The sequence below is a fragment of the Paenibacillus sp. 05T425 genome (assembly GCF_056396205.1).
Genome location: NZ_JBFTLA010000013.1, coordinates 135147 through 159969, shown reverse-complemented (window position 1 = coordinate 159969; position 24823 = coordinate 135147). Strand labels below are relative to the sequence as shown.

At 53.5% G+C, this 24823-nt stretch carries 21 protein-coding genes; all 21 read right to left on the bottom strand.

Annotated elements, in window-relative coordinates:
* Positions 1 to 57: 57 nt before the first annotated feature.
* Positions 58 to 624, bottom strand: coding sequence for a lytic transglycosylase domain-containing protein (locus AC1DF0_RS25910; protein WP_442051163.1), 567 nt, complete (start codon positions 622 to 624; stop codon positions 58 to 60).
* Positions 621 to 1217: a dephospho-CoA kinase gene (gene coaE / locus AC1DF0_RS25905; protein ID WP_442051162.1), complete on the bottom strand. Its 597-nt coding sequence runs from the start codon at positions 1215 to 1217 to the stop codon at positions 621 to 623. Before coaE ends, AC1DF0_RS25910 begins: the two co-directional genes overlap by 4 nt.
* A 16-nt stretch (positions 1218 to 1233) precedes the next feature.
* Positions 1234 to 1959: an MntP/YtaF family protein gene (locus AC1DF0_RS25900; RefSeq protein ID WP_442051161.1), complete on the bottom strand. Its 726-nt coding sequence runs from the start codon at positions 1957 to 1959 to the stop codon at positions 1234 to 1236.
* 176 nt (positions 1960 to 2135) lie between these two features.
* Complete coding sequence (gene mutM / locus AC1DF0_RS25895) at positions 2136 to 2972, bottom strand: DNA-formamidopyrimidine glycosylase (RefSeq protein WP_442051160.1); 837 nt, start codon at positions 2970 to 2972, stop codon at positions 2136 to 2138.
* A 48-nt stretch (positions 2973 to 3020) separates the two neighbouring features.
* Positions 3021 to 5699, bottom strand: coding sequence for a DNA polymerase I (gene polA / locus AC1DF0_RS25890; protein WP_442051159.1), 2679 nt, complete (start codon positions 5697 to 5699; stop codon positions 3021 to 3023).
* Positions 5700 to 5822: 123 nt separating this feature from the next.
* Entirely contained in the window at positions 5823 to 7079 is a 1257-nt protein-coding gene (locus tag AC1DF0_RS25885; protein ID WP_477576097.1) for an EAL domain-containing protein, read from the bottom strand.
* Positions 7076 to 8587: a GGDEF domain-containing protein gene (locus AC1DF0_RS25880; RefSeq protein ID WP_477576095.1), complete on the bottom strand. Its 1512-nt coding sequence runs from the start codon at positions 8585 to 8587 to the stop codon at positions 7076 to 7078. Before AC1DF0_RS25880 ends, AC1DF0_RS25885 begins: the two co-directional genes overlap by 4 nt.
* A 240-nt stretch (positions 8588 to 8827) precedes the next feature.
* Positions 8828 to 10774, bottom strand: coding sequence for a beta-N-acetylhexosaminidase (locus AC1DF0_RS25875; RefSeq protein ID WP_477576093.1), 1947 nt, complete (start codon positions 10772 to 10774; stop codon positions 8828 to 8830).
* Positions 10775 to 10842: 68 nt separating this feature from the next.
* On the bottom strand, positions 10843 to 11670 hold the full coding sequence (locus AC1DF0_RS25870; protein ID WP_477576091.1) for a carbohydrate ABC transporter permease: 828 nt from the start codon (positions 11668 to 11670) through the stop codon (positions 10843 to 10845).
* A 12-nt stretch (positions 11671 to 11682) separates the two neighbouring features.
* On the bottom strand, positions 11683 to 12558 hold the full coding sequence (locus AC1DF0_RS25865; RefSeq protein ID WP_442051154.1) for a carbohydrate ABC transporter permease: 876 nt from the start codon (positions 12556 to 12558) through the stop codon (positions 11683 to 11685).
* 113 nt (positions 12559 to 12671) lie between these two features.
* The gene (locus AC1DF0_RS25860; RefSeq protein ID WP_442051153.1) at positions 12672 to 14000 is read right to left on the bottom strand and encodes an extracellular solute-binding protein; all 1329 of its coding nucleotides are present in this window, start codon (positions 13998 to 14000) and stop codon (positions 12672 to 12674) included.
* Positions 14001 to 14125: 125 nt separating this feature from the next.
* Complete coding sequence (locus AC1DF0_RS25855; protein WP_442051152.1) at positions 14126 to 15673, bottom strand: response regulator; 1548 nt, start codon at positions 15671 to 15673, stop codon at positions 14126 to 14128.
* Positions 15670 to 17442 carry a sensor histidine kinase gene (locus AC1DF0_RS25850; protein ID WP_477576088.1) on the bottom strand — a complete coding sequence of 591 codons (1773 nt, stop codon included), beginning with the start codon at positions 17440 to 17442 and terminating at the stop codon, positions 15670 to 15672. The genes AC1DF0_RS25855 and AC1DF0_RS25850 overlap by 4 nt, the downstream gene beginning before the upstream one ends.
* A gap of 138 nt (positions 17443 to 17580) precedes the next feature.
* Entirely contained in the window at positions 17581 to 18294 is a 714-nt protein-coding gene (locus AC1DF0_RS25845) for a GntR family transcriptional regulator (protein WP_442051150.1), read from the bottom strand.
* Positions 18295 to 18302: 8 nt separating this feature from the next.
* On the bottom strand, positions 18303 to 19337 hold the full coding sequence (locus AC1DF0_RS25840; RefSeq protein ID WP_477576085.1) for a sugar kinase: 1035 nt from the start codon (positions 19335 to 19337) through the stop codon (positions 18303 to 18305).
* Entirely contained in the window at positions 19330 to 20085 is a 756-nt protein-coding gene (dagF, locus tag AC1DF0_RS25835) for a 2-dehydro-3-deoxy-phosphogluconate aldolase (protein ID WP_442051148.1), read from the bottom strand. The genes AC1DF0_RS25840 and dagF overlap by 8 nt, the downstream gene beginning before the upstream one ends.
* 1 nt (position 20086) lies before the next feature.
* On the bottom strand, positions 20087 to 21190 hold the full coding sequence (locus AC1DF0_RS25830; protein WP_442051147.1) for a DgaE family pyridoxal phosphate-dependent ammonia lyase: 1104 nt from the start codon (positions 21188 to 21190) through the stop codon (positions 20087 to 20089).
* Positions 21168 to 22274 carry an amidohydrolase/deacetylase family metallohydrolase gene (locus tag AC1DF0_RS25825; protein ID WP_477576083.1) on the bottom strand — a complete coding sequence of 369 codons (1107 nt, stop codon included), beginning with the start codon at positions 22272 to 22274 and terminating at the stop codon, positions 21168 to 21170. The genes AC1DF0_RS25830 and AC1DF0_RS25825 overlap by 23 nt, the downstream gene beginning before the upstream one ends.
* Before the next feature lie 179 nt (positions 22275 to 22453).
* Complete coding sequence (gene phoU, locus AC1DF0_RS25820; RefSeq protein WP_442051145.1) at positions 22454 to 23113, bottom strand: phosphate signaling complex protein PhoU; 660 nt, start codon at positions 23111 to 23113, stop codon at positions 22454 to 22456.
* Positions 23114 to 23167: 54 nt separating this feature from the next.
* Positions 23168 to 23923 carry a phosphate ABC transporter ATP-binding protein PstB gene (gene pstB / locus AC1DF0_RS25815; protein ID WP_337099055.1) on the bottom strand — a complete coding sequence of 252 codons (756 nt, stop codon included), beginning with the start codon at positions 23921 to 23923 and terminating at the stop codon, positions 23168 to 23170.
* Between the two features lie 24 nt (positions 23924 to 23947).
* Positions 23948 to 24823 carry a phosphate ABC transporter permease PstA gene (gene pstA, locus AC1DF0_RS25810; RefSeq protein WP_477576080.1) on the bottom strand — a complete coding sequence of 292 codons (876 nt, stop codon included), beginning with the start codon at positions 24821 to 24823 and terminating at the stop codon, positions 23948 to 23950.

Sequence of the window (24823 nt, the reverse complement as noted above, 5' to 3'; positions counted from 1 at the left end):
CTTGGGAAGCTCGTCCATGAAGCGGCGAGCCTCTCAAGGCTCATCTTATGTTCTAAGTTAAAAGTCAGGGTACAATTCCTTGTACTTATTATAATAATAAATGACGCGTTGTACATAGTGGCGGGTCTCGCCGTACGGAATTTGCTTCACCGTATCCAGCTTTCCATCCCACTCTCCCGTATTCAGCCATTCACTGACTCTCGTCGGTCCGGCATTATATGCGGCAATTGCAGCGATGGAGTTCTGATCGAACCTTTGATGCAAGGAGCTTAAATACCATGACCCAAGCTCTATGCTAACATCCGCGCGATGCTTGAGCATGTCCTCCGTCACTTCGGTGAATCCTGCCCTCCGAACAACATCCTTAGCCGTATTCGGCATCATCTGCATTAACCCAACAGCGCCTTTATCCGACTGACTGCTTGTTTTGTAATTGGATTCCGTTCGAATAACGGCAGCTACCAAATGAGGCTCCAATCCGTAGTTCGAGGCGCTTGCACGAATATCGTCCTTATAATACACGGGATACATATACTCGCCAAGCCAGTCCGACTTCAAGAAAAGGATAGCGATAAATCCTAGCAATAATACGAGCACAACTCGTTTGCGCAAAAGTACCTTCATAATATTCCCTGACTGCGCCAAAAATCATCGATCTGGCGTTCCGTTTCTGCTAGCGGACCGCTATTGTCGATCACCCAATCTGCGCGTCTTCGCTTCTCTTCAATATCCATCTGCAGCGATATTCGCCGCTTCGCTTCCGTCTCATCCATCTGATTACGCCCCATTAACCGCGTAAGTTGAATCGTCTCAGGTACATAAACGACCATTATACCTTCATATAATGCTTGCTGATTCGTCTCGTATAGCAACGGGACGTCGGCAACAACAAGTGCCCCCGGATTCTGCTCGGCATATGTATGTATTCTGTGCTGCATGCGCTGTCTAATCGCGGGATGCGTGATCGACTCGAGCTTCGCTAACGACGCCTTGTCCTGGAACACAATTGCGCCAAGCGCGGAACGATCCAAGGAGCCGTCCGCCTGAAGTACAGCTTGTCCGAAAGAAGAGGCGATCGCCTCAAGTGCCGGCTCTCCCGGCTGAACAACCTCTCTTGCTACTTGATCGGCATCGACCAGCAGCGCGCCGCGGTGGGCGAGCAGCTGAGCGATGGTGCTTTTGCCGCTGGCTATACCGCCGGTTAATCCGATTATCATTCCATTCACCTCGAAGTTATAACAGCTTCATAATACCCATGATGATCAATAATATCCCTGGAAGGAAGGACAGCGTCTGCATCCCGCGCCAATTCGAGCATTGGAACCCAAACCGGATTCCCCCAAGGAGAAAAATAGCGCTGAACGCAGCGATAATAAGCGCCGTCATTAGAGCAGGCAAACCTATCATCGCGGCGCCAAGCCCTGCGCCGAAAGCATCAAGCGACAAAGCGACACCGAGCATAACGGCCTCCGAGGCCGAGATCGTACCCGACTTATCGACGTCGGCGACCTGTGGCGTACGCAGGATCTGGATGACGAGGCCGAGCCGTTTAAGCTCCACCATCACTACGAGCGCTGTGTTGGAAGCGAGAATACGCTCCGTTGCAGAAGCGGAAGACGTTTCCACAGCCTTATGCTCGATAGTTGCCGCCACTTCCTCCGCATCGGCTGTAGCGCTCTGATCGTCGCGCCCGCGCCTTAATTGGAACAAGGCGAAACCGCCAATCACGATGAGCACGCATGCGCCGATCAAGCGAGCGGCGAACTCGGATAAGTAACCCGACAGCCAGCTTCCTACTTGCATCGATAGCCAAATAATAAGTCCAGAGCAGCAGGCAATAATAAAAACCGATAAAAACGGAATTTTGATTCGCCTCAGCCCGTACGTAACTCCAACGCCAAAACCATCCAAGCTAACTGCAAAAGCGATCACTAACAGTGGAGCCAAATGCGCGAACAACGAATTCCCTCCCCGCATCGCGACTGCCCGGTATTAGCGGCCTATGTCTAGGACAGAAGCCGTTGATACGGGCGATCGCCTATGTTCTCTTAACAAGAACATCATATGCGGATAGCGGATGACGGTGCATAACTGTAAGCCTAGCCGATTAAGCGGCTTATGATACTTCGGTGCAGCTATTCCTTAGGAACGGGCTGACACTTCTCGCATATATGCGTTCCTCTGCCGCCCAGGACGAACTTCTTGATGGGACGCGAGCATACTTTGCAAGGCTCGTCCTTCCTGCCATATACAGAGAATGAATGCTGGAACATGCCCATCTCGCCTTGCCCGTTCACATAGGATCGGATCGACGAGCCGCCCGCCTCGACAGCGCGTCCAAGCGTTGTGCGAATCGCCTCATGCAGCCGTTTCCACTCTGCAGGCTTCAGCGAATTGGCTGATCGCTCCGGATGAATCCGCGCCAAGAACAGCGCCTCATCGACATAAATATTGCCTAACCCGACGATATGCTCTTGATTCAGCAGAAGCGGCTTAATGCTCATCTTGCGTTTATCCAGCTTATCGCGAAGCGCCTGCAGGGTGAACCCCGGCTCTAACGGCTCGATGCCCAGCTTGTTAAGCGGCGCCATCTCGAAGTGCTGCCCAGGCTCGAATAGATGCATCGTTCCGAACTGACGGACATCCTTATAACGAAGCTCTGTGCCATCGTCAAAATGAAAAATGACATGCGTATGCAACGGAGTCGGCTCATCAGCCCCATTAACGCTATAACGCCCCTCCATACGAAGATGCGATACGAGCACCAGACCGTCGAGCATGATTAGCAGAAACTTCCCGCGCCTTTCTACGGTTTGAATCGTATGTCCAGCTAAAGCGGCAGCGAACTGCTCCGGCTCAACAGGACGTTGTATAATACGCGGCAGCTTAACGGTTACGGATTGAATACGTTTGCCCGCGACTAGATCGATCAATGTACGTCTTACGGTTTCTACTTCCGGCAATTCCGGCATTTGTCCTCACCTCGCCATCTATTATAACGCAAATAGAGAGCTAGCGGGTTACTTTGCCTCATACCAATTGACACCGAAACTGACATCTGCTTTCAGCGGAACATGCAGCTGCAGCGCGCCGGACATCACTTCCGGAACAAGTGACTTCATGAGCTCCAGCTCGTCCTCAGGCACTTCGAATACAAGCTCGTCATGTACTTGGAGCAGCATGCGGCTCTTCAGCTTGCGCTCGCGCAGCGCTTCGTCCATCTGCACCATGGCTAGCTTAATAATATCAGCGGCAGTCCCTTGAATAGGGGAGTTCATTGCCGTTCTCTCCGCGAATGAGCGCAGATTGAAGTTCGACGCCTTAATCTCCGGCAAATACCGTCTGCGTTCAAGGAGTGTCGTTACGTAACCGTCGCGTCTTGCTTGGACGACGATATCCTCCATGAATTGGCGGACGCCCTTGAACACTTCCTTGTACTGCTCAATGAACTTAGCGGCATCATTCCTTGTAATGCCCAAGTTCTGCGAAAGACCATAATCGCTAATGCCATACACGATGCCGAAGTTAACGGCTTTTGCTTGACGGCGCATATTGGAATCCACTTGCTCGGCAGTAACGCCGAAGACGTCCATCGCCGTCTTCGTATGGATATCCATATCGTGAATGAACGCTTCCTTCAAGTTCTCGTCGTCTGCAATATGAGCTAATACACGAAGCTCGATCTGCGAATAGTCGGCGGCAACGATGTACCAGCCCGGCTCGGAAGGGACGAAAGCCTTACGGATCTGACGGCCTTCCTCCAGCCGGATCGGGATATTTTGCAAATTCGGAAATTGGCTGCTAAGACGTCCGGTTGCCGCTATCGTCTGACGGTAATACGTATGGATCTTGCCCGTCTCTCCGCGCACTTCCTTCAGCAGCCCCTCGACATACGTCGATTGCAGCTTCGCAAGCTGGCGGTAATGCAGAATAAGAGGAATGATCTCGTGATACGGAGCCAGATCCTCCAGCACCTCGGCATCGGTTGAATAACCGGTCTTCGTCTTCTTGCGCGCAGGCAGACCAAGTTTCTCGAACAATATATCGCCCAGCTGCTTAGGAGAACCTATGTTAAACTCCACGCCCGCATGCTTGTATATATCGCTCATAATCGTGGTCAGCTGCGACTCCAAGCTGCGCCCCAAATCTTCAAGCTCTTGTTTCTTCACCGTTATGCCTTGAAGCTCCATCCCTGCAAGCACGCGAGACAATGGCTGCTCCAATTCAAAATACAGCTTGCTCATGCCGCCCTTCGCAAGCTCTGCCGTCAAGATCGGCACAAGCTTCCGAACCGCGTCAGCGCGCAGCGCCAAATGGCGATACAGCGTGTCCGGTTCCGGCACCTTGAACTTCGCTCCCTTGCCATAGACCGCTTCATCGGAAGCGATACCAGGCAGCCCCTGCTTATCCGTAATTGCGCTAAGCGATAACGCTGTATCAGTCGGATCAAGCAAATACGCCGCTAGCTGAACATCGAATGCCGTTCCCGCATACTTAATGCCGCTCCATGCAAGCGCAAGCTCAACCTTATGTAAATCAAAGCCATACTTCGGCATATCCGACCCAGTAAGCCATTCGACTAACCCCGCTGTGAAAGGCTGCTTAAGCGCGCTGTAAGGAAGAACGTACACGGCTTCCGCAACAGCTACAGATACGCCGATGATCTCCGCCTGATGCGGGTTCTCGCCGATGGCTTCGATGTACAAGCCGTGTTCCTCGTTCGTCTTCAGCGCAGATAGCAGCTGCGCCAGAGAATCGCCATCCGATTCGGATGCGATGATCGAAATATTCAGTTCGGCAGCGGACTGTTTCGCCGCCTCGGCTGAATCCACGACTGACTCGCCGAAATCCATACGCTCCAGCAAGGATTTGAACTCCAGCTTGCGGAACGCCTCAGCCAAGGCAGCGCCGTCATAACCGCTATAGCGCATCTCCTCCGTTCCGCTCTCGACCGGAACTTCGCGGAAGATCGTCGCAAGCTTCTTGCTCATCAGAGCGCTGTCTTTGTGCGTCTCGATATTTTCCTTCAGCTTGCCTTTCAGCTCGCCTACATTTTCCAATACTTGCTCTACAGAGCCATGCTCATGCAACAGCTTAAGCGCTGTCTTCTCGCCTACGCCGGGCACGCCAGGAATGTTGTCGGACGTATCGCCCATAAGACCCTTCAGATCGATAATCTGCTGCGGCACTAACCCGTATTTCTCTTGAATCGCTTCCGGCGAGTACATGTCGACCTCGCTTACGCCTTTGCGCGTTACGGCAATCGTAACTTTGTCCGAAGCAAGCTGCAGCATATCTTTATCGCCGGATACGACGACCGTCTCTACCCCTTGCTCATCGGCCCGCTTGGTGAGCGTGCCGATAATGTCGTCCGCCTCATAGCCGGACAGCTCGAATTGCGCGATGCCGAAGGAACGAATCAGATCCTTCAGAACCGGGAATTGCTCGGACAGCTCCGGCGGCGTCTTCTGCCGTCCGCCCTTGTACTCGCTATAGCCTTCGTGGCGGAACGTGACCTTCCCCGCATCGAAAGCAACAAGAACATGGGTAGGCTTAAGCTCGTCCAATAGTTTAAGTAGCATCGTCGTGAAACCGTACAACGCATTCGTATGCTGACCCGCCGAATTCGTCAACGGCGGCAGTGCGAAGAATGCGCGGTACGCTATACTGTTGCCATCAATTAACATCCATTTTTCCATTAACATCAACACCTCGCCTAATGACCTGCTTGCCTTCTATCATACCATAAAATGCCTAGCGCAAAATGGGCTTTCCCAAAGCATCGTCCGCTTTGAGAAAGCCCATACCTGAAGCCTATCCATTCACAACATGCCATGATCGTCCGACATCGCAGCCGGGCGTCCAAGCAAGTACCCTTGCGCATAAGAAGCGCCAAGCTCTCTAACCTTGGCAAGCTCCTCCTGCTGTTCAATGCCTTCGGCTATGATCGATATGTCCATCTTGGCAGCAAGCTGCGCCAATGTATGAAGAATGTGAGCCTTCATCTCATCGAGATGAATATCTTGAATAATCGACCTGTCGACCTTCAAGTAATCCGGACGCAGCTCGACGATCGATTGCAGGGATGAATAACCGGCGCCTACATCGTCGATGGCAATCTGATAGCCTTGGCTGCGGTAATGCTCCAGCGCCTTCTTGACGGCTCCGAAATCCTCGATCGAATTGCGTTCCGTTATCTCGAAAACAACGTTATGCGGCGACAAGCCCCGCCGCTCCAATAAGCTAAGCGTCTGACCGGGCGAGAACTCCGGGTCCTCGATAATTTGAGCCATCACGTTGATGAACAGCTTCTGCTCGCGCTTAAGACCGCCGCAGCCTTCGATCGCCTTCTCTCTCGCCAGTCGATCAAGCGCATAGGCTACCCCTTCCTGCTCAGCGAACGAGAATAAAGCCAGCGGTCCTTCGAACCAAGTTCGCTCCCGCGTCCTCGTCAGTGCCTCGAAGCCGAACACTTTATCCTCGCCGAGTGCCATGATCGGCTGGTAGACAGGATCGATCGACCGCTGCTCCATCAGTCGATCGAATGCCCTGCGCTTGATGCTCCGCTCCATGCCGCCCGCCGATTGCCCGTGCAGCATCGCCTGCTTGACCGCTTCGTACCAAGCAGGTTCTTCGTCCTCGCTGCTCGTGAGCTCGGCCACGGCTGCGCCGATGTACAGCTTGCCGCTCCAGTTCTGCTCGGTCTGCTCCCACATATGCGCAGCGAAGCGCTGTTCCCAATTCGACGTATGCTTGAACGCCGTCTCCAGCAGCCAGCCCTCCATCGTTTCTCGGCGACCGCCCGGAAGACGCATATAGATGAATAGATCGTCATGAATCCAATCCATTCCCTCGAACAACACAGAGCTCTGGAACGCCGCCTCGCTCTCGCGCTGGGCGAACTGCTTCCACTCCGCTCGAAACGACTTGCCGCTGCCGCTCTGTTCCGGTTCGCCGGATTGCTGCCATGACAAATACAGAACGCCGATTAATCCGGATTGACCGGCTAATACGCCTGACATTGTCCATATTCCGCTTCCAAACTGGCTGATACGCTGACTTTCACGTAGACGTTTCACGTATATTTTCGATCCTCTCCATGATGCATTCCTGTTATATGCTCGAGCACATAGACGCTGCCCTTGCTCGCCTTCGCCCGCTTCTTCAGCTTCGCGGCAAGTCTTGATATGTCCTCAGGCGTCAAGGGCACAATGCCGTCCCAGAGCATGAGCGATAAGGATAACGTGACGCCTTCCTGCTCGACGATATTGCCGTGGCGGTCTTCTACGGATGTAACCTCGACTCCCCCATAGAAAGCTTTGACACCTTGCTCGAACCTCATAATTAACGATTGGCAGATCAACTCTGCTTGGCCGGCTCCCGCTACGATAATGAAGTCATCGCCGCCGATATGACCGACGAAATCACCCTGCGTTCCTTGCAGCTCCAGCTCCTTGCATAACGTCTCGGCCAAGTATCGAATCATTTCATCGCCAAGTCCGAAGCCGAAGCAATCGTTGAACCATTTGAAATAGTCTAGATCCGCATAAATAACAGCGAAGGGAATACCTGCCTGAATTCTTCGCTGAAGCTCTGACTGAATGCCTTCATTGCCTGGCAGACCCGTCAACGGATTGGCCTCCCTAGCCGCCTCCGTTCGCATCGCAGTCATACATTCCAGTATCGACCGAATCGAGGCCGCACCAGCCAATTGACCGTTCTGAGTGATAATAACGACATCGTACAGATGGGCATAATGCCTGCTCATCGCCAGCTGCGACACTTGCTCCACCGGCATCTGCTCGTCCACGATAAGAGGCTGATCATTCATGATTCGCTCCACCCCCCTGTTCCAATAGAGCGGCAGACCGAATTGCCCCGCCAGCAGCTGATGCAGCTTTTCCTTCATGAGCAGCCCGACTGGGCGGTTGTCTACGACTATTATCGCGCCGGGCGCCTTCGGGTTCGTGTCGAACATGTAGGCAACCTCAGAGACGAGCGTCTTTGATTGGAACACGGGAAAAGGACCTGCCAGCTGTCCGATTGCAATAGGCTTACCCGTATGGTAAAGCACAATCGGCTGCTTTCTTGCTTTCTCGCTCGGCTGAACGGTTAATTCAGCCGGCTCCCCTGCATCAGCCTGCCCGAAGACGTATGGCACGGCAGCCGAGTATGTATTCAGCAGCATAGCGTCCCGCAGCAATCGGTAGACGACCGTCTCTGTCGAGCGGCCGGCGGAGGAAGGGAACGCCACGGCGAATCCGATATGCGCCTTCACCGAATCCCTCCTCGTGTGGGAATCGCCCATATTCATTCGATTGTTCAATTGATCGGCGGCCGATTGCGCGAGCTGCTCGATTGGCTGATCACCGGTCTGCCTAGCAAGCAAATAATAATATTCGTTCTCCAGTCTCAGCCGCCAAAACATCCTTCGTTGGTCGCTCTCCCATAGCAGAAGCGACGGCTCTGCTGCCGTCTGCCCGCTATCGATGCGGACATAGATCGCGCCGATGCCTCCATTATTCCAGCGCTCCTTAATTCCCCGAATCATATCCCTGTTGAACAGACCATAACCAATCTCTTCCATTAGGATCCCCTCGTTGCTTGCATGTCGTTAATGCTCACTTTAGTCTTAACACTAACAAACATTTGTGAAGTAAGATGCGTGAAAACGTTAAATTTCGGTAAACTTCTACAAATTGTGACATTAGGAATCGATATCGACTCAGCCAAGCTTATCGTTCATTGAAGGACAATGACGTGGATGTTTTAAAAAAAATGAACGGAGCCCATCAACAGATGTTGATAGGCTCCATGGGTTTATAAATTAGAATGGATTCATGACGTGGAAGAACACATTCGGACTCGCCATCCGGTAGTAATGGCTGCTCCAGCCGACGCCTTTGCTATTGAACCGATTAACGGTGCTGAACGGCAGCCGCTCCTGCTCCAATTCCTCGATCCGGTCGAGTTCTCCGCTCGCGTAAGCGAGCAAACGGACCGCTGCGGTATCGAGCCTATTGATGACGCCGCCGTAGCGAATGTCTAGCACCTCCCATCCGAACGGCTTGAACATCTTCAGCCATTGCGTGCGGTGAGCGATGCGAAGCTCATTGACCGCCGCCGCGATAGCAGGAATCCCCTCGGTCGCCGCATGGCGCAACGTCGCCTTATCCCTGTTATCATACGCTCGCTTCAATTGTAAGCCTAATTCGCTCTTCTGCTTCAGTACCGCGCTCAGCTTCTGCGGAACGTCGAAGATCCAATCAAGTGAAGCGCCTTCGACTCTCGCATTCTGGAATTTCTCTTCAAGCGCCGCATAATGCGCATTTAACGGCAAGCCGTCGATCTGGAAGTCGAACAATCCGAGCAAAACGTCTTGATACAGCAGAAACTTCGAAGGATTGCTCTGCTTCCGGTTGTCCGGCTCGGAGCCGGGCACCTCGTCCAAGTCCTTCATCAGCAGGTATGCGTCTGCCTCGATGCCGGTGCAGAACTTCGCCCGTTCGGCAACGACGCTCCAGTCCGGCTTCTCTTCCGAATAAGCGTGCTCCGCGTAGAGTTGCAAGCCTAGCAGCGCCGCGAACGGATTGCCTTCGTTGCCGTCGTCGCCCCACATCGTCGCGTACGCCTCGCGTATGCCTTCGCGCTTGCATGCTTGCAGCGCGACATCGGAAGCGTTCAACGACATGCCGTAATTGACGCCGAATGTATTGAAGATCCACACCGCTCCGGCAAACACAAGGTTGCAGCCGAGCGGGCGGTGATTGGATATGACGCTCGCATAATGCTTTGGCTCCATATGAACATAATCCCAGTACACCATGTCTACATCCTTCGGAATTCGACTGGCCATCTCTTCTGGAATTTTCGTATCTGTATTGTAATAATCGCTTTCAGTGCCTCCGTTGCCGACCGCGAGCTTCAAGAACATATCGCTCCACATCATCGACTTCAAGCCAAGGCGACGAGTGACGTCAAGCACCTTATTCAGATGTCCGGTCATGATGTCTATTCGGTCAGCATATCCGTAGCGATCCAAGTACTTGCCCCGCCCAAGCTCTTCCGCCTCGTCCATTCCGATATGGATTTTGCGGCTGCGGAATGGCGCGGAAGCCGAAAGAATCATGCGCTCGACGAGCTGGTCCACCCGTTCATCGCCGACGAGCAGCGCGCCCTTCGTGTCCTTGTACGCTTTCACCGGCTCCCACTTGAGGAACTCCTCCAGATGCGCGAGCGTCTGGATGCTCGGGAACGCTTCGATACCGAACATGTCGGCGTAGTCGTCGATTTCCTTCAATTCCACCGCCGAATAGCGCCCGCGCATGTAGCCGAAATAAGGCTCGCCCTCGATCGCGTAAGTATCTTCCATATACAGCATGACCGTATTAAGTCCCATAAGCGCCATTCGATTCAGCATCGTCTTGAATGCGCCTACCGTCAGCACGCCGTTGCGGGATAGATCGAACATCGGTCCGATCGAATCGAACTGCTGCTTCTCTATGCGCATTAACGACTCTCTCTTGCGCGCATGCTGCACGACCAGGCCAAGTCCGCGATAGAATTGATGCTTTCGCTCATAACGGATACACGCTTTCCTCTCTCCCGGCACGTATCCGACTTCCAAGCCGTCCGATGCACGGCCGACGACCACCTTTATCCCCTCATTCTCTTCGAGCGCATAATCCGATTCAAGCTCAATGCCTAGCTCTGTCGCGATGGCCCGAATGCCCGGCAGTAACTCCTCGTATAAACCTTCGAAATACAATTTCATAAGGAACACTCCTCCCCGAATATGACGCTGAGCCCGCACCACCGTGGTACGGACTCAGAGAGTTTGGCTTAACCTTTGACGGCGCCTGCGACCATGCCCTGCATGATCGATCGTTGGAATATCAAATAGACAATAATCGTCGGCACGACCGCTATCGCCAGCGCGGCCATCGTCAATTCGTAGTCGGTCATGTAGCCCGTTGCGAACTGCGACAGACTCAGCGGCAACGTCTTAAGCGCAGGCTTGCTGATGAACACGAGCGCGAAGGAGAAGTCGTTCCAGAACCGCAGGACAGCTAAGATGCCCACCGTCGATAACGCCGGAGCAGATAGCGGAAGCATGATTTTCGAGAAAATCCCCCAGTATCCCAAGCCGTCGAGGTGTGCCGCTTCTTCGATTTCTTTCGGAAAAGTGTTCATGTATGCTTGGATGATAAAAATAGCGATTGGCAGCTCGAACGCAACGTACGGAAATATAAGCGCACCGTATGTGTTGAGAAGATGAATCTTGTTCATGACGATGAACAGCGGGACGAGCGTGCTATGGATCGGAATGAGCATGCCAAGCAGGAATATGCCCATGACAGCTAACTTGAAACGGAACTGGAACCGGGACAGAATGTACGCGGCGAGTGCACCGATCGCGAGCGTAAGCACGAGCGACGCACCTGTCACGATGACGGAGTTGAGCATGCTCGTTCCCATATCGGATACTTTCCACGCACGGGCGAAGCTGTCGAACTTCCAGCTGGTCGGCAGTTGGAACGGGCGGGAGTAAAATTCCTCGTTCGATTTGAATGCACTAATGAACAACCAGTATAGCGGATAGAGCGTGACGAGCGCGTAAAGGGTCATCAGACCATTCGCGAGTCCGCTGCTGAAACGGCGACGCAACATGTGAGGTCCCCCTTATCGGTTTTTCGATTTCATGAGATATTGGCTGCCGGCGACCAGGATCAAGCTAATGATGATGATTGCGGTCGATACTGCGCTGCCGTAACCGAAACGGTAAATCGCGAATGTATTATTGTACATATAAGACGCGAGCAATTCTGTCGAATGTGCAGGACCGCCTCCGGTCATGATATAGATCAAGTCGAACGACTTGAGACTGCCGGAGATGCAGAGGACTACAGCGACTTTGATCGTGTCCCATATTAATGGCAAAGTTAGTGAGAACAGTTTGCGGGAGCCTTGAGCTCCGTCGATTTTGGCTGCGTCGTCAATCTCGCTTGGAATGTTGTGAAGCGCAGCTATGAACATGACCAAGTAAGGACCAATGTAGTTCCATATGATTGGGACCATGAGCGAATACATCGAGATGTCCGGGTCGCCTAGCCATTGACGCTTCCAAGCTCCGAGGCCGAGACCATCCATCAGGAAGTTTAAGATACCGATTTCCGGGTGATAAATATAGCCCCAAATGATACCGACGACAACCGACGACAACACCATGGGCATGAATACTGCGGTACGGATGAACTTATGAAGCCAATTGTTTTTGAGTAGCAGCAACGCCAGCACCAACGCGATTGGCACTTGGCCGAACACGGATGCGACAACGACGAGCATGTTGTTTTTTAATGAACGCCAGAACACTTCGTCATGAATAATTTCCGAATAATTCTCGAAGCCGATGAATTTCGCGGCTCCGATTCCTTTCCAATCAAAGAAACCATAATAGGCAGACCATATAATCGGGACAATGACGAAGAAAGAAAACAAAAGCAGCGCGGGAAGAAGACCGATAACGATAAATCTTCTGGTGCGTACGGCAGACGTCATAACGCCCCCTCCATTTCGATCGCTAGTAGAATGGTAATCCGTTCTTCCCCCCAGCCTTAACTAAAGAGGAAGAACGAATCCCGAATGAATTGTTATTGTGTGAAGAGTGAAGATTACTTCGATTCTTTCTCGATTGCTGCTTGTACCTTCTTCGCGATTGCTTCCGGCTTGCCGCCCATGAGCAGCTCCTGCAGGCCGTTGTTCAGTTCGTCGGCTACTGCGGAGGACAAGACACCGTCATATACCGGAGTACGAGTAACGCTGTTCACAAGCTCGTATACTTCGGCGAAGATCGGAGTAACCTTCGATTTATCAAGATCAACCTTGTAGCTGACGAGTTGGTTGCTTTCCAGAACGCGCTTCTGAGCGTCCGGACCAGCCATCGCGTACATGAGATCATATGCCGCTTGCTTCTTCGCGCCATCTACTTTCGCGCTCATGCCGATACCTGTTCCAACGACACCGGAGATCGTGTTCGGATCACCTTTGCCGCCAGGGATGGAAGGCAATACGGCCGCACCCATCTGATCAAGAGCTTCCTTCGAAGCCGAAGCCGCTAGATTCGTCAATGCCCAGCCGCCGTCGATCATCATAGCCGACTTGCCTTGAGCGAAGTATTGTTCCATTTGCGTATTGTCGATGGAGTTGAAGCCTTCTTGGAAGGCGCCTGCATTACCGAGCTCTTGAAGGTAAGCGAGCGACTGCACGAACTCAGGATCCGTGAATTTCGCACCATCTTGGGCTGCCGCTTTCAAGAACCATTCCGTACCCGTCACGCGGTCAGCCAGCGAGCTGAAAATACTCGATTGCGCCAGCCATGCCGCTTTGTTGCCTAGCGAGATTGGCGTAATTTTCTTTTCTTTCAATACTCCGACAGCATTCATCAGATCGTCCCACGTTTTCGGAGGCTGCAAGCCGTTCGCCTCGAGAATCGATTTGTTATAGAACAGAATCGAAGTCGGGGACAACGCGATCGGTGCGCTGAAGATGTCTTCGCCGATCGTGAAGCCGTCGAAGGAGCCTGGGAGGAATCCTTCTTTCCACTCCGGCTTGCTGTCCAGCAGCTCGTTCACTGGTTGAAGCAGGTTGCCAGCTTGGAATTCCTTTGTCATAACGCCCGGCCACATCACGAACAGGTCAGGCATTTCATTTGCTGCCGCTACCGTTTTAAGTCGCGTGCGGTAGCCGTCTGGCGGAATAGCCTGAACGTCTAGCTCTACTTCCGGGTGATCCTTCTGATACTGCTCGATGATGGAGCGCATCGTTTGGGCGCGTTGATCGTCGCCTGTATAGTTGTGCCAGATCGAAAGCGTTACTTTCTCCTTGCCGTTGTTATCGGAACCGTTGGGAGCCTTGCCAGCTTCAGTATTGTTGCCGCAAGCGGCCAGTACGAGTGAGGCGGTGACGAGCGATGTAGCAACGATAGAAAGCTTCTTGTTCATCTAAAAATCCCCCCTGATAAATGTTTGTAGTCTTCTGCAACAGTGTTGCGATGGAATACTTTCAGTATAAGCCCGTCGATTGCGGAGAGGCAGGGGACACACTTCAGATCGAGGGGGGACATCGATCAGGTCTTATTGCGGTATTCGGACGGCGTCTGCCCGGTCGCCTTCTTGAACAGCTGGCCGAAATATTTAACGTCCTCGTAGCCGACACGGCCCGCGATATCGCTGATCTTGATCGGGGTGCTGTCCAGCAGTTCCTTGGCGCGGGTAATACGTTCCTTTGTTACAAACTCAATATAGGTAAAACCGGTCTCCCGTTTGAACACTTCGCTGAAGTGGTTCGGATTCAGATGGACATGCTTCGCCACCTGCTGCAGCGTTAAGTTTTTGTCCAGATGGTCGTTAATGTACGCAATCGCTCGTTTGATATATGATACCCGCTCTCCAGACATCGTTTCCGTGTACAGGTCCATGATCGACTTCAGCGAGCGGAACAACGACTCGTGCACATTTTCCGAGCGGTTGAGTAGATCTGTGCGTAACTGCTCAGCCATGGGAGGCTGGCCCCCAACCGTTGCAATGACTCTCTCCAGCCAACGTCGTCCAGACAGAACGATCGATTGTAAATACGCGTGCATAGTGTCCGGCGTCACTTCGGGATCAGACAGCTGGGCGGACACCGTCTCGTCGACCCAGTGGCGCAGCTGGATCACGCTTCCGGACTTTACGATGGCGATGAACTTCGTTTCCTCCTCTTCCGAGCAGACCGTCTTGCCCCCCGCCCGGTCCTTCACCATCTCATACCGGATGAACGCATCTTCTTTGGAAATGGATAGGTACGTGAATGCATGCTCGGCTTCCTCAAATGATCGCTTCAGTTCCTCGATCGACCTTGCGGCAGAACCAATGGCCACGAACAACTTGCACTTGAGCTTCCTGCTGACTCTTCCGAGCTCCATCTCGAGCCTCTCCGAAGTTGTCACGCCTGCATTGAGGTTCACGACAACGAGAACCCGATCCTTATGCAGCAGCGTCTCGCAAGGCAATATCTCCTGTACCATGTTTGCGACGGCAAAATGCGCGAGCGACAAGTCCTCCGGCCGTCCTCCCCACCCGCTCGCAGACAGCAGCAGCACCTGCAACGACAACTTCTGCTCCGCAAGCCCAAGACACGGCAGCAGCACGCTGGCCGATTCGACCGTCTGATCGCTTAGCATCCCTTCTCTGGCCAGCTTCTCGAGCAGACGATCGCGGACCGCCGATCGGCCGCGGCTCTCCTGCTTAATGGACTCCCAGCGCAACTGCAACCGCTGCTTCGCCTTCATCGCCGCCCTGATGATTTCTTCGGGTCGGCTCGACTTCAGCAAGTAATCACTCACCCCTTCGCGGAGTGCTTGCTGGGCATAGGAGAACATATCGAAGCCGGTCAATATAATGATTTCCGTATCCGGCGAAAGCTTCTTTATCTCGGCCGCCAAGCCGATGCCGTCCATGCCCGTCATCTGTATGTCGGAGAGCACTATGTTCGGCTGTTCGTCCTGGAACCGGTCCAGCGCTTCCTCGGCTGAAGCGGCGGGCGGGAGAAGCTTGAAGCCAAGCTCCTCCCAATTGATGACAGTGCTGAGTCCGTTGCGGATGATGACCTCGTCGTCCACGATCATGATTTTCATGCGATTGAATCCTCCGTTACCGGCAGCGCGAACGAAATTTTCGTCCCAGCGCCTGCCGTGCTTTCGATTTTTAGCCCCGCGTCGGCACCATAATGAAGCAGCAGCCTCAGATGCACGTTCCGAAGTCCGTAATGGTCCTTGGACTCGCCTCTTGTATCTTCCGGCTCGTTAAGCCGGGCAAGAATAAGCGCCAGCTTGTCCGGCTCGATGCCCGCTCCCGAATCTTCCACGGTGAACACCATCGACGACGCTTGCAGATTCGCATACACGCTGATCTCCCCCCTGCCCGGCTTCTTCAGCAAGCCATGGACGAGCGAGTTCTCGATAAGGGGCTGGAGCAATAGCTTCAGTATCTTCTTGCGGTACAATTGCGGATCGATCGCGAACTCGATGTCGAACTGATCCGGGTAGCGGATCGCCTGAATGTTCGCGTAATGGCGTACGTGAGCGATCTCCTGTTCGACGGAAGTGAACTGGGCGCCCTTGTTGAGACTGAAGCGAAGAAAGTCGCTTAAGTTGCCGACCATATCTGCCGTCTGGTGATCCTTGCTCATTAGTGCCATCCAATGAATGGACGAGAGCGTATTGTATAGGAAGTGAGGATTGATCTGCGCCTGCAGCGCCTGCATATCGGCTTCCGTCCTTATCGCTTCGTTGCGCTTTACCTGGTCGGTCAACGCCTCGATTTTGCCGCTTAGCCTGTTGTAGCTGCGCACGAGCTGACCTACCTCATCCATCGATTCCACCGGATACATGCGCATCGGCTCCTCTGGGTCGGTCTTGTTCAAGAAATTCGTCAGCATGCGAAGCGGACGGGTGAGCCGTTGAACGAAGAACACGACGAGCACAACGATGGCCAGCAGCGAGACGCCGACTGCCACGGCGGTAAGCGTAAGCACGTATCGGTTCTGCGCCTTGTAGTCGGCGAAAGGAATGACGCCGATTAACGTCCAGTCGGCCTCGGACAGCTTGTGATACAACACCGTCTTCTTGTCTCGCCCGATTCCGTAGTTGACGGAGCCTGCTCCTTCTTCTAGGCGCGACAGCTCCGGCAGAATGTTGGCGATGTTGTTCGGAAGCGGGGACATCGAGCCCGACAGGACATTACCCTTCCCGTCAATGAGCAGCATGAAACCGTTAGCGCCGATACCTGATTTCTTGAGCGTATTCTCCACTACCCTCTCATCAAGGCTGATAACGAGCTTACCCAAGTTTTTGAACGAATTTACGTTGCGGATCGGACGAATGAGCGAAATGATGTTCTTCTTCCCCGCCGCCGTATGAATCGGATAAAGCGACGTCCACCAGTAGGGATGATTGGCGAAATAATCCGGATCGTGAATCGTAATATCGGGTACGCTTACCTTGAAGATCGTCGTGTTGGACACTGGAAGCGCTTCGCTAGCGGGATAAATCGTAATATCCGATATATAATTCTTGGAATACATCAGGTTGGACAAAAATTCGGTCATACGGTTCTGCCGCATGTTCGCTTCTTCCTTAGAGACGTTCAAATATAGCTGAACGTCCTTATTTCCGATGAGGAACAAAGAACTGTTCTCGATGTCGCGCATAATAAACTCGAGGTTGGAGGCCATCTGCTTCATGATGCTCATACCCGATTCCTTCTGTTTTTTCTCGGTTAAATCGGACGCGATAAAATAAGAAAACAAACCTAATGATAATAGCGGCAACAAAATCGAAATGAGGAGCAGGAACGTGATTTTGCGCTTCAACGATCTTCTGAACCAGCCGTTCATGCCGTCCATTCGACCTCCGTCCGTTCAAAATGAAGTTCATTTATATAGCAGCTCTACTACATATTCTGAGCTATTAAGCCAGAGTGAATATTATAATTTCCTATATTTCAAAACAAACTCCCTCTCGGAAGAGAGGGAGTAAGCCGTTCACACGTCGTAATTGACGACGTAATGATGTTGATCTGTATCGTACAAGCCTTCGCTATATTCGACCGGCTCGCCATTCTCGTCGTAAGAGTAGCGCGCTCGCTTCAGCAGCGGTTTGCCTGTTCGGAGCTCAAGCGCCTCCATTGCACGTGGAGGCGCGCTGGCTGTAACGGAAAACTCGTCGCGGTACTTGTCCAGCGTCACTTGACGCTCTTCGAGTAAGTCGTATAGTGACTGCTCATTCAAGTCGTTAGGTTCGATCCCGGACACCTTGTCAGTCAAATAATGCGTGTAGTAAATATAAGGCGCACCGTTAAGCCGATATAGGCGCTCGATCTTCACGCATCGATCGCCAAACAATTGCCTGGCGACCGAGCCTTCCTCGGTCAAGATGACTTCCGCAGCAAGCAGCTCCTTGCGGATGCGGTATCCTTCGTCGACGAGCACCTCCGTGAACCGCTTCAGCTTCGACAGCTTCGAGGACGAAGTGTTGCGGATGACCTTCGTGCCTTTGCCGCTTCCCTTGTCCACGTAGCCATCTTGCGCGAGCTCCTTGATGGCGGCGCGCACCGTAATTTTGCTGACGCCAAATTCCGCTTCCAATTGCGGCTCGGAAGGAATCAACGTGCCTACCGGGTACGTCCCGTGAAGAATTCGGTCCTTCAATACGCTCATGACCTGCAAGTAAAGCGGTTTGTTGCGAGAACGCCGCACAGCGGCACCTACCTTTCCACGTCGCCGACGGCTCCCGTCATGGCGCGAATAATGTCTTGCTCACCCGACATCGGCGTATCTCCGCTAATCGTATGAGCGAGCATGGCTGCCGCGACGGCGAAGCGGACCGTACGGTCCGGCTCGAATCCGCTGAGCTCGCCATGCAGGATACCGCTTGCGAACGCGTCGCCCGCTCCAATTCTGTCGTGAACGGCAAATGTTACCGGATCAGCGAAGAAGAAGCCGTCTTTGTACAAATAACCTTGCAGCGTATGCGTATTATTCTCGTTGATGGTGCGATGCGTGCCCGCGATCGCGGAGATGCCGTACTTCCTTGCGACTTGGGGCATAAGCTCGGTCAACTGGTCGAACCGCCCTGTTTGTTCCGTTGCCATGCCAAGCGTTCGTATGGCGTCTTGCTCGTTCATCAGGACGATATCGGCCAGGGAAAGCATCTCTTCGTAATAAGGCCGCGCCTTCGCATGGCCGTCTTCTCCCCAATGACCAGGACGATAGTTGCAATCGAATACGATCCGGCGGCCCTTCGCCTTGACCGCCCGTGCCAGCGCGATCAGGTGGCTGCGGACGAGGTCGTTCATCGCCAGCGTAATGCCGCAAAAATGCGCGATTTCGACGCGCTCTGCGATTGACTCGTAATCGTATGTTCCGGCTGGCGCCGTGTTAAAGCTGCTTGCCTGACGATTGGAATAAGTGACCCGGCCAGGGCGTGCGCCGAAGCCGTTCTCCAGAAAATACATGCCGATGTATTGCCCCGACCTGACGACGAAATCCGTCGACAACCCGAGCTTGCGCGCGAACGCTGCGGCCGCGTCTCCAAGCGGATTGCCCGGCAACGTCGTGACGAGCTCCGCACGATGCCCGAAGCGAGCGAGCGCGGAACCGACGTTAACGCCTGTTCCGGAGAACGAATAATGCAAGCTGCTTGCTTGTGTCAGCAGCTCGTAACCAGGCGTCTGCAGCCTCATCATCACTTCGCCGAAGACAGCAACTGCCTTACGATCGTCATGGTTACGTTCAGCCATGGGCGTCAACCAATCTCTTCATCGTAGCCAGCAATGTCTGGACGTCTGCCACGTTCGTCTTGCCCGTCGCCTTGTCGATGATCGACGAGTAGACATGGGGGATAACTTGAGGGACGCCCGCTTCCAGCGAAATGCGCAAAATCGGTTCGAAGTTGTCCATGTCAATGCCTCCCGTAGGCTCAAGCGCGAAGCCTTCCTCGCCGCATGCTTTCGCTACTGCTCGAAGCTCGTCTTCCCGGCTTAATCCGTTCATCGGGAAATACTTGAGCGCGTTGCCGCCCATGTCCCGGACGAGCGCGATCGCGGTCTTGACCGGCACGATCGCTTGCTCCGGCTGAGCAGCGCTGTAGGGTCCAGTCGAAATGTTGACGTACCCCACTTGCCCCGTCGGCGAGACAAGGCTGTTGATCCAGCACTCTTGACCGTTCAAGTTGGCACGAGTCGCGCCGACCGCCGGGAATACTTGGTTAATATGCGTGCCCGGATAATATTTCGCAATCTCCGCTACGACCGCCGCTTGCCGATTGTCTCCCGCTCCGAGACCGATGGAGACAGCGTCGTCGATCGCCTCTCCATACTGCTTCATCGCTTCGACGGCTGCTTCGACAGTCGGATAGTCTTTGGACAGTACGCCAACAAGCACATGCCCTTCTGCGGCATCGAATACTTCTTTGGCATTCTCTACGCTGTTCGCAAGCACATTCAGCGCTGCGCGGCTATTATACAATCGTCTGTTCATGTTGGACATATTAGTTGCCTCCCGTTAGCTTGCTAATAGTTGCTGCAATCACGTCAATGTCGTCGCCGAGCAGCGGACGCGGATCGATGTCGAAGTAGCCCTGCTTCACGCCGTAGTCGCGCGTATAGATAGCGATGTCGCCGTTCTGCAGCCGCTGGACGACTTCTTTGGCCGATGTGCCCGTCAGCGCAGGATCGATCTGAATTCTAGCGCGGAATATCGCCCGCCCCGCCTCGTCCTGTACGATCGTCACTTGAACGCCCGGTTGTTCGCCGAGCGGCATAAGCGCTTGAAGCGCCGCCTTCTCCCGCTCGCTGTTATCCGGCTTGTTCAGATACTCGTCCAGCGCTTGGAGCAAGCCGAACGTCGTCTCCTTGCCGACCTTCATGCTGCGGCCGATACCATGCAATTGGACCTTCACCATCTCCACGTAATGCCGTTTGCCGCCGACAATGCCCGATGTCGGCCCTTCGATCGCTTTGGAGCCACTATAAATCGCCAAGTCCGAGAACTTCACGTACTTGCGAATATCCTCTTCCGCTGCCGCATCGACGATGAGCGGCACGCCGCTCTGCTGCGCTACCTCCCATGCCTCCTCGACGGAAATCATGTTCTTCTGCACCGCGTGATGGGATTTCACATACAAAATCGCTGCCGTACGTTCGCTGATCGCATCCTTGATATGCTCGGCTTTGCCTTCGTTCGCGTAACCGACTTCTAGCAACTTGCCCCCGCCGAGGAATACCATCGTCTCCACCGGCGCTCCGTATTGAACGTTATGACCCTTCAAAATAATGATTTCGTTCTTTTCTATCGGATCTTGGTGCAGCCGTTCGCTTCTGCGCCGATTGCCTTGCGTTACGATACCGGCCACGCATAACGCGATACCGCTAGAAGCAGAGTTGACAACGACTGCCGCTTCCGATCCGAGAATCCCGGCGATATGATCGCCCGCCTTATCAACGAGATCGGCGATTTCCACGTAGCTTTGCCCCCCGCGCTTCATCGCATCCATAACCGTGTCGGTTGGTGCCGATACGCCGAGGATGCTCATGCGCCCGCTTGCGTTAATGACACGCTTCAATCCGTATTTAGCATTCAACAAATTTGCCATTGACGATTACCCCTTTTGCCCCAATATGTTGATCTCCCACGCGCTTCTCCCCTTCGGAGTCGATAAACTCCGTCTTCTCATGCTTCACGGCGAAAAAGGTAAGATGCGCTTTGTCGCCTACTTGGATACGTCCGAGTTCGGGCTTGTTCAACCAGTTCGCTGCCCGAACGGTAACGGCGTCAACCACATCGGCTAGCGGGTAGCCCAGTAACAAGAACTTGGACATGACATGCGCCAAGCTGTGAACGGGACCTCTCAGTCGGTTGCCTCTATAGATATCGGAGCTAATAGTGTCGAACCCGATCCCGCTCTCCTTCGCGGCTTCAGCCGTCTTGAACGAGAAGCTGGCTGTGCCGTGTCCGACATCCATACGCACCCCTCTGGCGATTGCTTCCTTAAGCTCCGGCAACGGTTGCCCGGCATCGTCGAACAAATTATTGCTCTTCCCGTTCAAATAATGAGTTACGACATCGTTCTCATTCAACAATGGCAATATATCCTGGATTCGAGGCGGCGCCGAGCCAATATGAACCATAATCGGCAAGCTCATCTGATCTGCCATTGCTCTAGCTATCCTCAGCGGTTCAATGCCGCTTTCCTTCACGACGCTCCCGCTCATTCTTGCTTTCAAGCCGACGATGAAGTCTGGGTAGCTGCGAACGGCTTCTACCGCCAGCTCGCGGTCGATCCAGCTGAGGTCGGATAACTCGTCAATCCGATGCAATCCGATCTTCGAGACGTTCAGCAACGCCAGCACGTTCGTGAGCGCTTGTTCCCGGCTTGACGCCAATTCGCCGATCCGATCCGCCCCGCAGCTTCCCGCGTCGACGATCGTCGCGACTCCTTGCCCCACGCCGATCTCGTCGATCTCATCTCCGTACGGGTCGAGCTCGGCGAACGCGTGAACATGCACATCGATCCAGCCGCTGGAGACATACAATCCAGAGCCGTCTCTGACGTCATTCCCTTCATTCGCGCGGCCCGCAGCCGTTACTTCCGTAATGATGCCGTGCTCGACGGCTATATCGATTGCTTCGCCATTCGTTCGCTTAACGTTGCGCCATACGATCCGTTCTTGCTTCATGCAGCTCACCTTCAATCCAGTTAAGATTATAACGTTATAATGTTTAAAGTACACTGATTTTAGGCTCAGGTCAACAAACATTATAATGTTTGTTTGTTCACATAGAAAAAAACCGCAGAGGAAGTCCAGCTGCGGCGCGGACTTCCTCTGCGGTAAGGTTTATTGTTCGATCATTTAAATTATTGATTCAGGTCAGGACGGTTGCCCGTAACCAAGTAAACGACGCTTTCGCCAATATTCGTTGCGTGGTCGCCGAATCGCTCCATATAGCGGCCAACGAAGCTAAGCAGTGAAGCCTGGGCGATATTGCGAGGGTTCTCCATCATGAGCGAGAATAGCTCGCGCGTGATCTGACCGTACAACGCATCGACCTGATCGTCGTCCTTTGCCATTTTGTAAGCAAGATCTACATTCTCCAGCACGAAGGATTGAATCGACTCATACGTCATCGTCTGAACGATCTCCGCCATGCGCGGCAAATCGATCAGCGGCTTAATGAGCTCTTGTCCTTCTAAACGCAATACGACCTTCGCCACGTCAACCGCGAGATCGCCCATTCGTTCGAGGTCGCTGGCAATCTTGAACGCCGACAAAATGCGGCGCAAATCCTTCGCAACCGGCTGCTGAGTAGCGATAAGGCGCGAGCCGATCTCCGTAATTTTTTCTTCCATTTGATTCAATTGCGGATCTTTCTTAATAACAAGCTTAGCCCGCTCAACATCAACGACCTTGAGCGCTTCCATGGAATCCACAAGCGCGGCCTCTACGAAGCCGCCCATCTCCACCAGCAAATTATGAAGCTGTTCCAGTCCTTGATCGAATTCTTTGCGTTTCGTCATCACAGCTAGTTTCCCCCTATTAGGTATTCGTTCAATCGCGAATACAGTCGCGGCTTAGCCGAAACGTCCGCTAATATAATCTTCCGTGCGCTGATCGGTCGGGTTGGAGAACAGCTTCTCCGTATCCGAATATTCAATGACCTCGCCGTTCAAGAAAAATACCGTTTGGTTGGAAACCCTTGCTGCCTGATGCATATTGTGCGTAACCATAACGATCGTATATTTATCCTTCAGCTCCTGCGCCAGCTCTTCGATCTTCAGCGTGGAAATCGGGTCAAGCGCCGAAGTAGCCTCGTCCATGAGCAAAATATCAGGGTTCACCGCAAGCGCGCGCGCAATGCACAGACGCTGCTGCTGCCCGCCGGATATGCCGAAGGCGGAGCGCTTCAAGTGGTCCTTCACTTCATCCCAGAGCGCGGCCGACTTCAGACTCGTCTCCACGATTTCATCGAGCTGCTTTTTGCTCGATACGCCATGCAGGCGCGGGCCGTAGGCAACATTATCGTAGATCGATTTAGGAAAAGGATTCGGCTGCTGGAACACCATGCCCACCTTTTTGCGGAGCGTCTCGACATCTACTTCGTTCGAATAAATTTCCGTTCCGCCGATGGCGATGCCGCCTTCGATGCGCGTGCCGGGAATCATATCGTTCATACGGTTGAGCGTGCGGAGCAGCGTCGACTTGCCGCAGCCGGACGGGCCGATGAAGGCGGTGATCGCTTTCTCCGGAATCGTTAGCGATACATTTTTGAGTGCATGGAAAGTGCCGTAGAACAAATTCAACTTGTTAATATTAATAAGTGCTTCCATTTCGCTCGTCTCCTCCAACCGTTATTAAACGTTTTTGCTATATTTGTTGCGAAGCAGTATAGCCGAGAAATTCATAAGCAGCAGCAGCGCCAGCAATACGATAATGCCGCTTGCCGCAAGCTCCTGAAACTCCACCTTAGGCTTGGACAGCCAGTTGTACACTTGAATCGGAATAACGGTGAATGAATCCGTAATGCCCTTCGGCAAGTAAGCGACGTACGTAAGCGCGCCGATCATAACAAGCGGAGCCGTCTCCCCGATCGCCCTCGACATCGCGAGAATAACGCCGGTCAAGATGCCGGGAATAGCCGACGGCATTACCGAGCGAGCCACGGTTTGCCACTTCGTCGCGCCTAGAGCGAACGAGGCGTCGCGGCGAGACTTCGGCACGGCGCGAATCGCTTCCTGCGCCGACACAATGATAATCGGCAGCACGAGCAGCGTCATCGTAAGTGCGCCTGCGATCAAACTCTTATCGAGCGCCAGCAGCCTTACGAACAAGGCGAGGCCGAGAATGCCGTATACGATCGAAGGAACGCCGGCAAGCGTACTAATGTTGAGCTGAATGATCCTTGTGAAGCGGTTTTTGCTTGCGTATTCCTCTAGGTAAATCGCTGCTCCTACGCCGAAGATAAAGGAGATCGGCGCCATAATGAGCAGCATATAGATCGTGCCGACAAGAGCGGACTTCATGCCTGAGCCGTCTGCCTTGCGGGACGGGAAGTTGGTGAACAAGTCTGGCTGAAGACGTGCAACACCGTCGATCAGTATGTCGATAAGCAGAGCGCAAAGCGCGATTACGCCGATCGAGGTTGCCGTAACGAACAAGATATGCAACAGCCAGTCCGTTCTGCGGCGGCCGGCAATCTGCTTGCGGTTCGCATCGTGAAAGATGTTCAT